16 protein-coding genes are annotated in these 14305 nt (G+C 34.8%); 8 read left to right on the top strand and 8 right to left on the bottom strand.

Translation table 11 applies throughout. The features are described from left to right. The first annotated feature begins 6 nt into the window (after positions 1–6). Positions 7–423 carry a Fur family transcriptional regulator gene (locus tag WMO19_RS04750; RefSeq protein ID WP_349170431.1) on the top strand — a complete coding sequence of 139 codons (417 nt, stop codon included), beginning with the start codon at positions 7–9 and terminating at the stop codon, positions 421–423. Between the two features lie 175 nt (positions 424–598). Here the strand turns inward: WMO19_RS04750 and WMO19_RS04755 are convergent, their stop codons facing one another. The 5 genes from WMO19_RS04755 to dnaX all read right to left on the bottom strand — a co-directional run bounded on the left by WMO19_RS04755 (position 599) and on the right by dnaX (position 6671). Continuing rightward, positions 599–1897, bottom strand: coding sequence for a Na+/H+ antiporter NhaC family protein (locus WMO19_RS04755; RefSeq protein ID WP_349170432.1), 1299 nt, complete (start codon positions 1895–1897; stop codon positions 599–601). A 192-nt stretch (positions 1898–2089) separates the two neighbouring features. Further along, positions 2090–3985, bottom strand: coding sequence for an ATP-dependent zinc metalloprotease FtsH (gene ftsH / locus WMO19_RS04760; protein WP_349170434.1), 1896 nt, complete (start codon positions 3983–3985; stop codon positions 2090–2092). A 55-nt stretch (positions 3986–4040) separates the two neighbouring features. Next, positions 4041–4643, bottom strand: coding sequence for a recombination mediator RecR (recR, locus tag WMO19_RS04765; RefSeq protein WP_349170435.1), 603 nt, complete (start codon positions 4641–4643; stop codon positions 4041–4043). A 1-nt stretch (position 4644) separates the two neighbouring features. Continuing rightward, positions 4645–4986, bottom strand: coding sequence for a YbaB/EbfC family nucleoid-associated protein (locus WMO19_RS04770; protein WP_019124256.1), 342 nt, complete (start codon positions 4984–4986; stop codon positions 4645–4647). Positions 4987–4994: 8 nt separating this feature from the next. Then, complete coding sequence (gene dnaX / locus WMO19_RS04775) at positions 4995–6671, bottom strand: DNA polymerase III subunit gamma/tau (protein WP_349170437.1); 1677 nt, start codon at positions 6669–6671, stop codon at positions 4995–4997. Positions 6672–6824: 153 nt separating this feature from the next. Between dnaX and WMO19_RS04780 the strand changes: the two genes are divergently transcribed. The 3 genes from WMO19_RS04780 (at position 6825) to WMO19_RS04790 (ending at position 9584) form a co-directional block, all read left to right on the top strand. Beyond that, positions 6825–7145 (top strand): hypothetical protein, encoded by a 321-nt coding sequence (locus tag WMO19_RS04780; protein WP_349170439.1) that lies wholly within the window; start codon positions 6825–6827, stop codon positions 7143–7145. 163 nt (positions 7146–7308) lie between these two features. Continuing rightward, on the top strand, positions 7309–9072 hold the full coding sequence (locus WMO19_RS04785) for a zinc ribbon domain-containing protein (protein WP_349170441.1): 1764 nt from the start codon (positions 7309–7311) through the stop codon (positions 9070–9072). A 266-nt stretch (positions 9073–9338) separates the two neighbouring features. Next, positions 9339–9584, top strand: coding sequence for a hypothetical protein (locus tag WMO19_RS04790; protein ID WP_187115836.1), 246 nt, complete (start codon positions 9339–9341; stop codon positions 9582–9584). 39 nt (positions 9585–9623) lie between these two features. Here WMO19_RS04790 and WMO19_RS04795 read toward each other — a convergent pair whose 3' ends face one another. Next, positions 9624–10664 carry a s-methyl-5-thioribose-1-phosphate isomerase gene (locus WMO19_RS04795; RefSeq protein ID WP_349170443.1) on the bottom strand — a complete coding sequence of 347 codons (1041 nt, stop codon included), beginning with the start codon at positions 10662–10664 and terminating at the stop codon, positions 9624–9626. Beyond that, positions 10665–11489, bottom strand: a complete 825-nt coding sequence (locus WMO19_RS04800; protein WP_349170445.1) for a purine-nucleoside phosphorylase — start codon at positions 11487–11489, stop codon at positions 10665–10667. It lies immediately after the preceding gene. An 88-nt stretch (positions 11490–11577) separates the two neighbouring features. Here WMO19_RS04800 and WMO19_RS04805 point away from each other — a divergent pair, with 88 nt between their 5' ends. Beyond that, positions 11578–12159, top strand: a complete 582-nt coding sequence (locus WMO19_RS04805) for a class II aldolase/adducin family protein (RefSeq protein ID WP_349170447.1) — start codon at positions 11578–11580, stop codon at positions 12157–12159. Positions 12160–12260: 101 nt separating this feature from the next. Here the strand turns inward: WMO19_RS04805 and WMO19_RS04810 are convergent, their stop codons facing one another. Then, positions 12261–12785, bottom strand: coding sequence for a cysteine hydrolase family protein (locus tag WMO19_RS04810; protein ID WP_349170448.1), 525 nt, complete (start codon positions 12783–12785; stop codon positions 12261–12263). A gap of 77 nt (positions 12786–12862) precedes the next feature. Here WMO19_RS04810 and sfsA point away from each other — a divergent pair, with 77 nt between their 5' ends. From sfsA to WMO19_RS04825, 3 genes are read left to right on the top strand one after another with little or no spacing between them, the layout of a single operon-like run. After that, positions 12863–13579: a DNA/RNA nuclease SfsA gene (gene sfsA / locus WMO19_RS04815; RefSeq protein WP_349170450.1), complete on the top strand. Its 717-nt coding sequence runs from the start codon at positions 12863–12865 to the stop codon at positions 13577–13579. Beyond that, positions 13552–14061: a GNAT family N-acetyltransferase gene (locus WMO19_RS04820; protein ID WP_349170452.1), complete on the top strand. Its 510-nt coding sequence runs from the start codon at positions 13552–13554 to the stop codon at positions 14059–14061. The genes sfsA and WMO19_RS04820 overlap by 28 nt, the downstream gene beginning before the upstream one ends. A gap of 1 nt (position 14062) precedes the next feature. Further along, on the top strand, positions 14063–14278 hold the full coding sequence (locus WMO19_RS04825) for a DUF6440 family protein (protein ID WP_349170453.1): 216 nt from the start codon (positions 14063–14065) through the stop codon (positions 14276–14278). Positions 14279–14305 lie beyond the last annotated feature (27 nt).

Consider the following 14305-nt stretch of genomic DNA (forward strand, 5'->3'; position numbering starts at 1 on the left):
GAATTTTTGAAAAATTTTGAAGATATATTAAAGAAAAATAATTTAAAGGTAACTAAGGGAAGGCTTGCCCTTTTGGATCTTCTATATAATTCTCATGTACCCATGAATACAGAGGAAATTTTTGAAGCTGTGGACAAAAAATCTCTGCCTAGCTTCACTTCCCTTTACAGGATGCTAAATGAACTTACTGATAAAAATATTTTGAAGAAAAACTTGTATCACAATGGACTTTATTATTTTGAATTTGCAAATATGGGTCACAGACACTACATAGTTTGCGACAAATGCGGCAAAATTTCTGCCATAGAAAATTGTCCAATTTCAGATTTCGAAAAAATTGCTGAAGAAGAAACTGGCTACACTGTCACAAACCATATAGTTGAACTTCGTGGCATCTGTCCTGACTGCCAAAAAAATAGATAAACCACATTGTGGAATACTATTCACATGGCAAAATATTTCTTTACTTTTTCTATCATAGAGTTATAATATATTAAGTAAAATAAAAATTTATTTTACGTCCTTTACTTATATTTTGGCAAAAAAGAAGAGGCTTCTGTTCACCCCGCAGAAGCCTCTTTTGTCTTTATTATTGATATTAAATTAAGGTTGTGACAAATCCGCCTATTAAAATTAGTGGCACTCCAAAGAAACAAATTTGTGGAATACAAGTATCCTTGATGTGCTCATGTTGCCCGTCAACTGAAAGACCAGATGTAGGTCCTAAAGTTGTATCAGATGCTGGTGAACCTGCATCCCCACAAGCTGCTGCTACAGTTACAAGTAAAATAGTAGCTGGAATTGAATATCCAAGACTTGATGCAATTGGCACATAAATTGCTGAAATAATAGGAACTGTACCAAAGGATGTTCCTATTCCAAGAGTAATCATAAGTCCTAAAAGAATCATTACATAGGATGCTACAAGTTTTGAGCCACCTAAGAATTTAGTCGCTACTTGAACTAAATCGTCAACTGCTCCACACTCTTTAACTACTTCTGCATATCCTGCTGCCAAGAGCATTACAAAGGCAATAAATCCCATCATCTTAATGCCACCGTCAAGCATCTTTTGCATATCAGACCACTTAACTACGCCTGTTACAACTACAAATATTAGTCCAATTAAGGCTCCAAGTGGAAGTGAGTTTGTGAGAATTTGAACAACAACTGTTATTACTCCAGATAAAAGAACAATTATGTGTTTCTTTTCCAATTTTTCTGGCACTTCAATTATTTTACCTTCAACACTTTTAGTGTCATATTCCTTATCCTTCATAAAGAAAATCAAGCCAGCACATAGACCTAAAAACATTATAAGTGCAACTATCCAGTTAGTTCCTGTTACATCCTTATCTGTAATAGTAAGTCCTGATCTAGCAAAGGAATCTACAATCAAGCCGTGAAATATTGCACCATAACCAATAGGTAGGGCAATATAAGGTGCCTTGAGTCCGAAACCAAAGGAAACAGAAAGCATCTTTCTGTTCATTTTCATCTTGTTAGTCACTGCTAGAAGTGGTGGTATTAAAATTGGTATAAAAGCTATGTGAATTGGAATTATTGTTTCTGCCGCTATAGCAATTACAATTATAATTGCACATAGTAAAATTTTATTGTCCTTAACTAGCGAACCAATCTTCTTAGCCATTATATCTGCTGCACCAGTTTCTTGCATACAATAAGCCAGTGAACCTAATAGTATATAACTAAGAGCTGTTTCTGCATTATTTCCCATTCCTCCTATGAGAAGTTTCATCGTTTCTGTAATTCCTGTTCCAGAAAAAAGTCCTGCACATACTGCTGAAATCATCAGCGAGAAAAATACAGGGACTTTTGCTAAACATAAGGCTGCCAAAATAATTACTGACAGCACAACTGCATTTGTAAAAATCATTTTTCTCTCCTCTTCTTTCTAATTTCCTTTTACCCCTTTTATACATTTTAATCTAATTTTTTCATAAAAAAAAGACTTTTCTGTAATTAGAAAAATCTTTTCTATAATAAATATTAATTTAACTATGGTGTAAAAGAAAAATCTTCTTGACCTAAAATTAGTTGTTTATGGGTTTTTTATATGTTTTTGCCTTTACATCTCTTGGCTTTCATCTATAGACTCGCCATCATCTTGGACCTCAACTTGATTTTCTTTCTCATCGTATTCCTTTAAAATGTCCATAAATTCTTCGCCAGTTATTGTTTCTTGACGAAGAAGATATTCTGCAATGGCATGAAGAGCCCTGATGTTTTCTTTTAAAATTTTTCTAGCCTCATCGTGAGCCTGGTCAATAATTTTTTGGACTGCCTCGTCTATTTCATATTGTGTTTGTGGTGAACATTGTAATGATGTATCGCCACCAAGGTAAGCATTGGTCATTGATTCCAGTGCAACAAAGCCAAATTCATCTGTCATTCCAAATCTTGTAACCATAGCCTTGGCAATTTTTGTCGCCTTTTCAATGTCATTTGACGCACCACTTGTCCTGATGTTAAAAATTAATTCTTCAGCTGACCTTCCGCCAGTTAGGGTTACAATGCTATTTATGGCATCTTCCTTAGTCATAAGGAATTTTTCTTCCTCATCAACTTGCATAGTGTAGCCAAGAGCTCCTGATGTTCTTGGAATAATTGTAATTTTGTGAACTGGTGCAGAATCCTTTTGCTTTGCAGCAACAAGGGCGTGACCAACTTCGTGGTAGGCAATTATTCTCTTTTCCTTTGGAGAAATAACTGCATTTTTCTTTTCATAACCTGCAAGGACAACTTCTACAGATTCTTCCAAGTCTCTTTCACTCATTTTGTCTCTGCCTTCACGAACTGCACGAAGGGCTGCCTCATTTATCATGTTGGCAAGGTCGGCACCAGATGCACCTGCAGTGGCACGAGCAATTTTGTCATAATCTATATTTTCTTCCTTTTTTATGTCCTTGGCATGAACTCTTAGTATTGCTATCCTTCCACTTAAGTCAGGTAGCTCAACTGGTATTCTCCTGTCAAATCTTCCTGGTCTTAAAAGAGCTGGATCAAGAGAATCTGGCCTATTTGTGGCAGCGAGAATTACAACTCCAGCCTTGGCGTCAAAGCCGTCCATCTCTGAAAGAAGTTGGTTAAGAGTTTGCTCTCTTTCATCGTTGCCAGAAATTCCAGACCCATCTCTTCTCTTGCCAATTGTGTCGATTTCGTCAATAAAAATTATGCAAGGAGCCTTTTCTACTGCTTGCTTAAATAAGTCTCTAACCTTAGCAGCACCAAGACCTACAAACATTTCAACGAAGGCTGAACCTGAAATTGAAAAGAAGGGTACCTCTGCTTCACTTGCCACAGCCTTGGCAAGAAGAGTCTTACCAGTGCCTGGAGGACCAACTAATAGGGCCCCCTTAGGTAGTTTTGCACCAATTTCTGTGTACTTCTTTGGATTGTGTAAAAAGTCCACAAGTTCTGACAAGGCTTCCTTTGCCTCATCTTGTCCCGCTACATTTTCGAATTTAATTCCATCAGTAGATTCAACATAGATCTTTGCTCCACTTTTGCCAAGACTCATGGGACCAACATCGCCCATTCTCTTGAAAATAAATTTTGAGAGAAAGATCCAAAAGGCAATAAGAATTGCAAAGGTAGCAATAGTTGAAATTATAAAGGAAAGCACTGGATTCATTTCAGGCTTATAAACTTGAGCAGACTTTACATTTTTATTTACTAACCTATCAACTAAATTTGGATCATACATCCTATTAGTTTCATACTTAACTTTCTTCCCATCTTTTTCTATTTCAAAGGCAATGGTCCTATCTCGAACCTCTGCCTTTTTAACTTCGCCCCTGTTGACAAGATTTACAAAGGAAACATAGTCAATTTCTTTTATGTCCTTTTCCTTGTTAAGCCTTGGCACAAAAACTATGGCGACTAGGTAAAAAATCACTATCGCCAAAATTACATAGAGAATTGTGGGAATATATTTATTAAAATTATTTTTGTTGTTAGACAAAATTTTCCCCTTTCTAAAGTTTTTTAAAGAAAAAATTTGGGACCAAGTCCCAAAATTAATCTAGCCTTCTTCTATTTTCCATGGCAGTCTGAATGGTGATCTCGTCGTAAAACTCAAGATCTCCTCCAACTGGCAAGCCGTATCCTATTCTCGAAACTGTAATATCAAAGTCCTTTAAAATATTTTTTATATAAGTTGCAGTTGCATCGCCATCAACAGTGGGATTAGTTGCAACTATTACTTCTTTAATATTTTCCTTTTTCACTCTCTCAATGAGTTCCTTTACCCTTACATCTTCTGGCGATTTCCCCTTTAGTGGCGAAATTACACCGTGAAGTACATGGTATTTTCCACGAAAGCTGTTAGACCTCTCCATGGCGTCTACATCCTTGGGGCTTTCTACTACGCAAATAATAGAGTCGTCCCTTATCTTACTTGAACAAATATGGCAGGGGTCGCTGTCAGCATAATTCATACAAATGGAACACTGAACTGTATTTCTCTTTGCAGCAATGATGGCATCACTTAAACTTACAACTTCAGCATCATCGAGACCTATAATGTGATAGGCAAGCCTTTGAGCAGTTTTAGAACCAATCCCAGGAAGTCTATTTAATTTTTTTATTAAATCTTCAATAGGACCAATTTCTTTGTTCATCTTATAGCCCCGGAATATTTAATCCACCAGTTAATTTGCCCATTTGAGAATTCATTTTGCTTTCAGCATTTCTCATAGCTTCATTTACTGCAGCCACGATTAGATCTTCAAGCATTTCAACATCATCAGGATCAACTGCATCTTTGTCAAGCTTAATAGAAATAAGTTCCTTGTTTCCATTTACAGTTGCACAAACTGCTCCGCCACCAGAAGTTGCAGAAATTTCTTCATTTGCCAAATTTTCTTGCATTTCTTCCATTTGTTTTTGAAGCTTTTCAATTTGCTTCATCATATTATTTCTTCCGCCTCCACCAGGGAAGCCGTTAAATCCACCTCTAGCCATATTTCCTCCTAAATTTCTTCTATATTATTTTTCCCAAAAATTTCTTCTAACTTGTCTGCTCCAGCTTTTTGAAGTTTAAACCTAACATCAATATCCTTGCCGTAAATGGACTTTAATAGGTCTGGCAAAATATTTTTTCTCTCAGGCTCTGAGCAGTAATTGTAGTAAAATTCATACCCCTCTTGAAAAACTACTTCTAAAATATTGTCGTGAAACTTTTCTAGTTTAGCAAAGGTCAAAAATCCTCCAAAGCCAGTGTAACTTTTAGATTTAAGTTCTGCTAGAATTTTTCCCCAATCGCTGTTTATTTTTTCAAGAGAAAGTGTAACTTCTCCAACTTGATTAACTTCACTATTATCCTCTATTATAGCAGATTGATTTGATTTTTCAATTGACTGGTCCTCTCCCCCATCCCTTAAAATATAATGGTCAGAATTATTTGGGATTTCTTTTTTATCAGTAACCTTATCAAGATTTTTTTCTATATCTGATTTATTCATTGCAGGAAAAACTTCTTCATGCCTAAAATTATTTGCAAGCCCCTTATTTTCAAGGCTACTTAACTTGTCTTCCAAGGCCTTAAGTCTTAGAGCCATGTCGTCTTTTACAAGTCTCTTGCAAATTTTTATTGCATTCATTTCGAAGACCACGCGCTTATTGTCTGCATATTTTATTTCCACTGCAAGATTTTTTAAAATGTCGATAATAATAAGTAGGTCTTCTAGGTCAATTTCTCCAGCCATTTCTTGAAACTCACTTAAGTGAGATGTATAGATTATTTTTTTCGGGTCCTTTAAAGTTTTTACCAGTAAAAAATCTCTAAAGTGATTTAAAATTTGTGAAGAAAGAGTGTTAAAGTCCACGCCCTCTTTATAAATTTCATCAATGGCATAAAGTGCCCCAGCTACATCTTTTTCCACAAGAGCCCTTGAAAGTGAAAATAAAAGTTCTGATGAGGAAATACCAAGGACTTCCATGGCATCTTCTAACTTTATATGGTCCCTATTCTTTGTAATAAGTTGGTCCAAAACTGAAAGGGCATCTCTCATTGCACCATCAGAAGACTTGGCAATAAGAGTAAAAACTTCCTCGTCACAGGATTTTCCCTCAAGGTCTGTAATTTTTTTTAAGTTTTCTGTAATTTCTTCTATAGAAATTCTCTTAAAATTATATTTTTGAGACCTAGATAAAATTGTGGCAGGAATTTTTTGTATTTCAGTAGTTGCAAGTATAAATATTAAATGTCTTGGCGGCTCTTCCAAAATTTTTAAGAGGGCATTAAAGGCTCCCTTGGAGAGCATGTGAACCTCGTCAATTATGTAGACCTTGTACTTTAAAGATTGAGGCGGATAAATTACTTTTTCCTTTAGCTCTCTTATATCGTCAACACCATTGTTACTTGCGGCATCCATTTCCACTACATCTAAAACTGATTCGCTTAAGATAGCCTTGCAATTTTCACACTCATTGCAGGGATTGCCATCAATAGGATGAAGACAATTTACTGCACGGGACAAAATTTTTGCAGCAGATGTCTTTCCCGTTCCCCTAGTTCCTTGAAATATATAGGCGTGACTTATTTCACCATTTTTTACTTGATTCTTTAATGAAGTTGTAACTGCTTCTTGACCACAAATCTCGTCAAAGGTTTTTGGCCTGTATTTTCTATATAATGCTTTGTACATTTTCTCACCTAAAATAATTATACATGAAAAAATTTTTTATTAAATTAAATTTAAGGATTTAGAGACAATTTTTCTTTTTCCAAAATATTTAACATCCTCTTCACATAATTTTCACATGGCAAGTATATTATGTAGACAAATCAAAGAAACAATGTGTTTCAAATAGGAGGATTTATTAAAATGAAAAATTTAAAGAAAATAGCAAGCGTTGGAATGATCTCTGTATTAATGTTAGGTATGGTAGCATGCCAAGGCGCTAACAAAAAAGCTGAAGAAGCTGCTAACGCTAAAGAAAATGCAGTAGAAGAACAAGCTGAAGCTAACAAAGCTAAAGTTGAAGCTAACGCTAAAGAAGCTGAAGCTGATGTAAAAGCTGAAGAAGAAGAAGCTAAAGAAGAAATCAACGCTAAAGCTGAAAACGCAAAAGCAGAAGAAGCTACTAACCAAGCTAACGCTGAAAAAGAAGCAAAATAATTTAGCTTAACTTTTAAAGGAAGCCTTTCGAGGCTTCTTTTTTTACATAATTTTACTTTTAAATACATTTTTTTTGCTGGTAAGAGCTTTTGTAATTCTTTAATTTACTATATAAAAGATTTGTCCACTAGTAAAAATATGTTATAATATTTTAATAGAAATAATGAAAGAAGGTGCTAAATTGTTTTGTCCAAAATGTGGAAATCCTGTCTCTAAAGAGGACAACTTTTGTGCTTCCTGTGGTCACAACTTAAAGGATGTCAAGGTAAGAATTACATCCAAGGTAGATGACAAAAAAGAAGACACCACTAAGGTAAAAAAAGTTTCTGAACACACTAGAGTCTTTAATCCAAAGTCTCTTGATGCCATTGACACCACTGATGAACTCAAAAACATTATTGCTGAAGTAGACAGAAAAATTTCCAAAAATATTGAAGACTACCAAAAGGGCAATGTCCAATCAAAATCACCTGCAAAGGAAAAGATAATTAAAAAATCTCCTGCAAAGGATATTGATATAGAAAAAAAATCTAAAGTTTCTGAAAAGAAACTTGATCCTATTGACACAAAAAAAGCTGACAAAGAATTTTTAGCTGCCAATAATGATGTTAAATCTGAATTTGGCATGAGCCAAAAAGAACTGGTTAGAAGAGTTCAAGAAGAGCTAAAAAAATCAAATTATAAGGAAAAGGAAAAAACTTCTTCTGCAAAAGAAGAAAAATCTTCACAAGATATCATCTCTAAGGATGATTCTTTTGAAAATTCCTATAATTTAGAAGATATAAAAATTGATAAGGATAAGAAATTTTCTTTAAAAGAAAAGTGGAAAAATTTCATTAACGAAGAAGACGATGAATTTTCTATTTTCTCAAGCATAAAAGACGACAGCAAGAAAAAAGAAGACACGAGAAATTTGGAGATAAGCAAATCTCTTAAAGATTCAGAAAAAACTTTTGAGAACACTCTTTCCACTCCAAAGATTGATATTGAAAATGCCATAAAAAAATCTGAAGAGGAAAAAAAGAAAAAAGCAAAAGAAGCTGAAGAAGAAAAAAAATCAAAAGAAATTATTTCTGACAAAAAAGACCATGATAAAATTAAAGCTTCTGGCGAAGAAAAAATTTCTAAGGATTCAAAAGCTTCAGAAAAAGTAGAGCCCCTAGAAAAAGAGGCAGCAACTCTTCTTAAAGAGAAAAAATCTAAAAATCTCAAGGCACTATTTTCCTTTAAAGACAAGGGCGAAAAACCTGTCAAGGAAATAAATTCTGTGGATTCAAAGGTTGACAAGGTCATTGAAGAAGACCTATCCAACAAGGTAAGCGACGTGGAAACAAAAATTTCACAAAAATCCATGGACGGTCTGGACAAGGTTTTAGACTTTTTAAGTAAAATTACCAACAAGATTTCAAATTACGTTGGCGACTTTGGCTCAAAGGAAAGTAAAATTGTAATTGGAATAGGCGCTTTATTAAATGCCCTTGCACTTTTAATTGGCAGCGGGTCTTTTAGATTTATTTTAATTTTATTTTTAATTCTTAAAATGGTCTTTGACTATTTTGAATTTTATGTACCACTTAATATTGCAACTGACAGAGACGACATTGACACATCTTATCCTGAAGTGAAAAAATTCGCCCTTATAAACTGGATAATTTGTAAGGTATTTTTGTTCCTTGGCTTTTTAATTTCACCCTTCGGTGGCTTCTTAAAATACAACATGTTGCAAGCCTTGACAGCAATGCCTCTTGCCACATTTTTATTAGTTGTGCTTTCTGTCTTAATTGCAATCACTCTTTACAGCAGAGAGTTTATTGGAAGATCAAAAATTAATTTCATTGGCTGGTACGCCATTGCCTTTACACTTTTTGAACTTCTATTTAAGATGATTTGGTTCATAATTAACTTTATTTTCGTAACACTTTTTTAAGATATTTTATATTATTAATTAATAATGGTTATATTATTCATAATTAAACCTTTTTCTTAATGTTGTTTAAATAGGAGGTTATAGCTTGAAGTTAAAAAATTTTAACTTAATAACTTCATTAGTTTTTGTATGTGTATTATGTACAAATCTTGTTTTTGCAAAGTCCGATAATTCTGTAATTTTCTTAAATTCTGAAAACAGGTAATTTGAAGTATCTATTGATGAATTAAATAATGGTATAACTAATTTCTTTAAATAATTAAACTATGAAATTTTTTAGAAAAATAATTTTTAGATATAAATTAGAAAAGAAAATGCGAAAAGAATGCAAAGAAAAAGGATTTATTATGGGTAGTTGCTGGTATGATGACGAAGATGGCAAGCGAGTTAGTTTTTCTTACACTTGTGAGGAAAGTCTAATAAAAGCTAGAATACAAGATTTATATTTAAAAATTCATGAACTACTTGCAAAAATAATATTAATGATTAGAAAACAAAAAGGAGAACAGTAAACTCGAACTGCTCTCCTTTTTTCATGCAAATTTTTAAAATTAATAATAACTTTTGTGATCTGTCTCTAAATATTTTTTCAGGTCACTTGGCTTATAAATTCCCTTGTCTGTCACAAAGCCTGTAATAAGTTCTGGTGGCGTTATGTCAAAGGAAGGATAAATTGCCTTTACTCCCTCTGCTGTGTGGTCTCCTAATACAAGTGAAGGGTCACGAAGTTCAATTACTATATCGTCTTTAGCTTTCTTTTCCCCATCTGGCATGCCCGTTACATAAAAGGGCACCTTAAACTGGCGAGCCACGATGGCAATTTGATGAGTGCCAACTTTATTTGCCACATGACCATCTAAAGTTATTGTGTCCGATGCCGATGTAAATAAGTCTATGCCTATATTTTCCATGGTGTAGGCAACCATATTGTCTGTTATGACTGTGGTGTCAAAACCCATTTGGCTTATGCATGTTGCAGTGAGCCTAGCCCCTTGATAGTAGGGTCTAGTTTCGGCGCAGTAGAATTTAACATTCTTCCCTTGCTCTTTTAAAGTCCTAGTCATTGTGCCAATAATTGTCTCTGCAAAACATTGGGTCAAAACTTTTCCCCCATCAGGTATCAAATCGCAGAGATATTTTGCAACTTCATTCATGGCGCTGTATCTTCTGTTTAAAGAATTTATAGATTCTTGGAAAAGAGCCTCCACTACGTCATCTCCACTTTCCATTGCCTTTTTGGCAGCTTCTATAGACCCTCTAGTGACTTTTTTAAGTCTTGTAGATGTAGTTGGTCTTGCAGTGGAAATTGTCTCTGCTGCACCTTCTAAGAAGTTTAATAACTCTTCGCCCCTTAAATCTCTCGCCTCATAGGCTGCAAGTGCCATGCCCATTCCTGCTGCTGTGTAGGGTCCTGCCGACTGTGTCACCATGTCCTTAATAGCTTTTGCAACTTCCTTGTGAGTCCTACATATTTCAAAGCGTATTTCCTTGGGATAGACTCTCCTGTCTAAAATCCTAACTTCTCCATCTTCATACCAAGCCACATTTTCATATTTTAGCATAAAGGGCATATCATAATCTTGTCTCTTCATTTATTCCAACTCCCCAATTATTTTCACAATCAAATTTTTTAATTTTGGCGAAACTTCCCTTGCCACATCTTCAACTTCGCTTCCGTCCATATTTTCTATGCGATCAGAGGAATAATTTGTGGCAACTGAAAAGGCAAGGACCCTTATGCCGCAATGACCAGCCGTCAAAGTTTCTGTAATAGTTGACATACCAACTAAGTCGCCGCCAAGACTTCTTATTGCCCTAATTTCTGATGGTGATTCAAAAAATGGTCCTACAGTGAAGAAGTAAACTCCTTCCTTTAAGTCAATCCCCTCTTCAAGGGCAGATTTTTTTGCTATCCTTCTAAGTTCCTTGTCATATAAATTGTCAATGGGATAAAATCTTTCACCAAATTCTGACAAATTGTTGCCCCTAGTTGGGCTCACGCCAGCAAAATTTATGTGGTCTCTAATTAGGCAAATATCTCCTGGATAAAAATTATAATTCACAGCTCCAGCTGCATTTGTAAGAATTAAATTTTTTACCCCAAGGAGCTTTAAAACATAAACTGGCATGGCAAGTTCGTCAAAGTCATAGCCTTCATAGTAGTGAAATCTTTTGGTCATGCAAATTACAAACTTGCCTGATAATTTTCCAAAAATAAATTTTCCCTCACTATTACTTGTGGAAACCAAAAAATTTGGCACATCTCTGTAGTCAATTTCTAGCTTATTTTCCATTTCATCTAAAAGATTTTCAAGACCTGTGCCGAGAATTATGGCAAGCTCTGGCCTTGTTTTTATCTTTTCTAAAATATAGTCTGCACTTTTTTTATAATTTTCAAAAATTTTTTTCTTTAACATAGTATCTCTCCATTTATCTTTAGTCTAACACAGGATAAGCAATTGTCAATTGCAGGTAAGATGTGATAAATTATATTTGAGGTGCGACATGAATTACAGAAAAATTTTAGTAGAATATGGAAAAAAACTTTTAGATAAAAAATTAGTGGCAGGCACTAGCGGCAATTTAAGCCTTAGGGGTCAAGATGATGAAATTTACATTAGCCCAAGTGGCATGGACTACTTAGAAATTACAGAAGATGACATTGTAAAAATAAATTTTAAGGGTGAAAGATTAGAGGGAGACAAAAAACCTTCCTCAGAGTGGATGATGCACGCGGAAATTTATAAAAATTATCCATCCTACAATGCCATAGTCCACACTCATTCAAGTTTTGCCACAGCCTTTGCAGTTTCACGAAAAAAAATTCCCCTAATTTTAATTGAGATGGAACCCTTTTTAGGTGGCGAGATTGAAGTAGCTCCCTTTGAGCCTTCAGGATCCCTTGAACTTGCAAGGTCTATCCTTCCCTATTTGAAAAAATCAAACTCCTGCCTACTAGCAAATCACGGGGTTGTCTCTTGCGGCAAGGACATGGAGTCTGCCTTTTTATCAGCAGAATATGTGGAAGACGCGGCAAAAATTTACTATTACTCCTTAAATATAGGCGATCCAAAAATAATTTCATAATAGATTTAAAAATAACGCAAAAAAGACAGTCCCCCCTGTCTTTTTTTCTGTACCTATAAATTTTTACCACTAAAAATTTTCCTTGAGCAATAATAAAAAATTTAAATAGCCTTTATGTGACAAGATTCCATTACGCTAATGGCTGCTGCCTTCTTTTCCTCTGTAAGTCCCTCTGTCAAATCTTTGTAGATATAAATATTTTTTTCTGGCAAAAATCCCTTTACCAATAAGGCATTGGAAACTACGCAAATATCTGTCACAAGTCCCAAGAAATAAATGCTATCTATGCCCTCTTTTTCATCTAAACTTTTTAAATACTCTCCCAGTTCAATGGATGCAAAAGTATTTTTTTCAAATTTTTTCGCCCTATCAAAATTTTTTGTTTCCTTTAATGCGTCTGCAATTTCGTGACCCCATGTACCCTTTATGCAGTGTTCAATGGGAAGATTTTCTCCTTCCTTTGTCTTTAAATAGTCTTCATAATGGGTATCCAGGGTGTAAATTATTTCTCCCTTAAATTCCTCTACCTTTTCCACAACTTTATCTAAAAGTTTTTCTGTCTTTTTTCCCTTTAGAGAGCCACTTATAAAATCATTCTGCATGTCAATTACAACTAATGCGTCCATGTCCTCACTCCTTTATCCTATGATACAACAAGTTTTACATATTTTAAAGTTCACTGTATAATATTTTGGGGTGAATTATGAAATACAAGAGTGTTTTAAAAGCAGAATTTTTATATAGAAAAAATAGATTTATCGCTCTTTGCAAAAAGGGTTTCTTGACTCTTACTGTTTATGTGCCAAACACTGGCAGGTGCAAGGAAATTTTAAGAGAAGGTGCCACAGTTTTTCTAACTTATAATGACAGTCCCAATAGAAAGACTTCCTACACCCTCATTGCCGTCATGAAGGGCGATAAAATTATAAATATTGACTCACAAGCTCCCAACGAGGTAGCTTACCAGGCATTTTTGCAAAATAAAATTGACCTTGGCTTTAAATATAATAAAATAAAAAGAGAATACTCTCATGGCGATTCCCGCTTTGATTTTTATTTAGAAGGCGAAGGCAAAAGGGCTCTTTTAGAAGTCAAGGGCGTGACTCTTGAAAATAAGGGTATCGTCTCCTTCCCCGATGCGCCAACTACAAGGGGACTTAAGCATATAAATGGTCTCATTGATGCTAGTGGCGAATACTTAACTTACATCCTCTTTGTAATTCAAATGAAGGGCGTAAAGTTTTTCACGCCAAATTACCTGACAGATAAAAATTTTTCGCAGGGACTTATAAGGGCAAGAGAGGCTGGGGTAAAAATTCTCGCCTACGACTGCCTTGTCACGAGAAATTCACTGGAAATATCAGAAAAAGTGCCTGTAGTTTTGGAGGAAACATGGAATTTAGACTTGCAAGAGAATTAGATAGAGAAAAAATCGAAAAAATTTATGAAGATGGCTCTCTTAAATTAAAATCGCTGGGCATAAACCAGTGGCAGGGTCCTGACAAGCCAAATTTAAATAATTTTAAAGATCTTATAGAAAACAGAAATATTTATGTCTTAGAAGACCAAGGAAAAGTAGTGTCCACTGTAATAATTTACGACCATGATGAGGACTATGAAAATAATTTAGCTGGAGAATGGAAAAGTCCAAGGCCCTATGTGGCTCTTCACAGGATTGGAACTCTCGAGAGTGAAAGAAAAAAGGGCTATGGCAGAAAAATTATTGAATTTGCAGAAGCCTATGCAAGGGAAAATAATTTTAAATCAGTTCGCATTGACACCCACAGAGAAAATAAGTCCATGCAAAATCTTTTAAACTCAATGGAATATTCTTATGTGGGACTAGTTTATCTTGGCGGCAAAAGTGAAAGATTTGCCTATGAAAAAGTATTGGGAGCTTAATATGTTTAAAGATAGAGAAGACAAGAGATTTATAAAAATTTTTAAGGAGGGCTCTCTTACTGAGTCCATACAAATTCTATTAGACACTGAGACGGGAGTTAACTATATACACCTAAATGCAGGCTACGGAATCAGCCTCACTCCCCTCCTAGACTCTGATGGAAAAGTTGTAGTTTCAAGCGAAAGAGAAATACAAAATTATATTGAAAGAAATTAAAAAAAGCCACAGCTTACAAAAATCTTA

The sequence above is a fragment of the Peptoniphilus hominis (ex Hitch et al. 2025) genome (assembly GCF_040096015.1).
Classification (GTDB): Bacteria; Bacillota; Clostridia; order Tissierellales; family Peptoniphilaceae; genus Peptoniphilus_A; species Peptoniphilus_A hominis.

Coding starts and splice junctions, on each gene's coding strand:
- WMO19_RS04755 (WP_349170432.1), bottom strand. CDS start 1,897: ATGATTTTTACAAATGCAGTTGTGCTGTCAGTAATTATTTTGGCAGCC.
- recR (WP_349170435.1), bottom strand. CDS start 4,643: ATGAACAAAGAAATTGGTCCTATTGAAGATTTAATAAAAAAATTAAAT.
- WMO19_RS04770 (WP_019124256.1), bottom strand. CDS start 4,986: ATGGCTAGAGGTGGATTTAACGGCTTCCCTGGTGGAGGCGGAAGAAAT.
- dnaX (WP_349170437.1), bottom strand. CDS start 6,671: ATGTACAAAGCATTATATAGAAAATACAGGCCAAAAACCTTTGACGAG.
- WMO19_RS04785 (WP_349170441.1), top strand. CDS start 7,309: ATGAAAGAAGGTGCTAAATTGTTTTGTCCAAAATGTGGAAATCCTGTC.
- WMO19_RS04790 (WP_187115836.1), top strand. CDS start 9,339: ATGAAATTTTTTAGAAAAATAATTTTTAGATATAAATTAGAAAAGAAA.
- WMO19_RS04795 (WP_349170443.1), bottom strand. CDS start 10,664: ATGAAGAGACAAGATTATGATATGCCCTTTATGCTAAAATATGAAAAT.
- WMO19_RS04800 (WP_349170445.1), bottom strand. CDS start 11,489: ATGTTAAAGAAAAAAATTTTTGAAAATTATAAAAAAAGTGCAGACTAT.
- WMO19_RS04805 (WP_349170447.1), top strand. CDS start 11,578: ATGAATTACAGAAAAATTTTAGTAGAATATGGAAAAAAACTTTTAGAT.
- WMO19_RS04810 (WP_349170448.1), bottom strand. CDS start 12,785: ATGGACGCATTAGTTGTAATTGACATGCAGAATGATTTTATAAGTGGC.
- sfsA (WP_349170450.1), top strand. CDS start 12,863: ATGAAATACAAGAGTGTTTTAAAAGCAGAATTTTTATATAGAAAAAAT.
- WMO19_RS04820 (WP_349170452.1), top strand. CDS start 13,552: ATGGAATTTAGACTTGCAAGAGAATTAGATAGAGAAAAAATCGAAAAA.
- WMO19_RS04825 (WP_349170453.1), top strand. CDS start 14,063: ATGTTTAAAGATAGAGAAGACAAGAGATTTATAAAAATTTTTAAGGAG.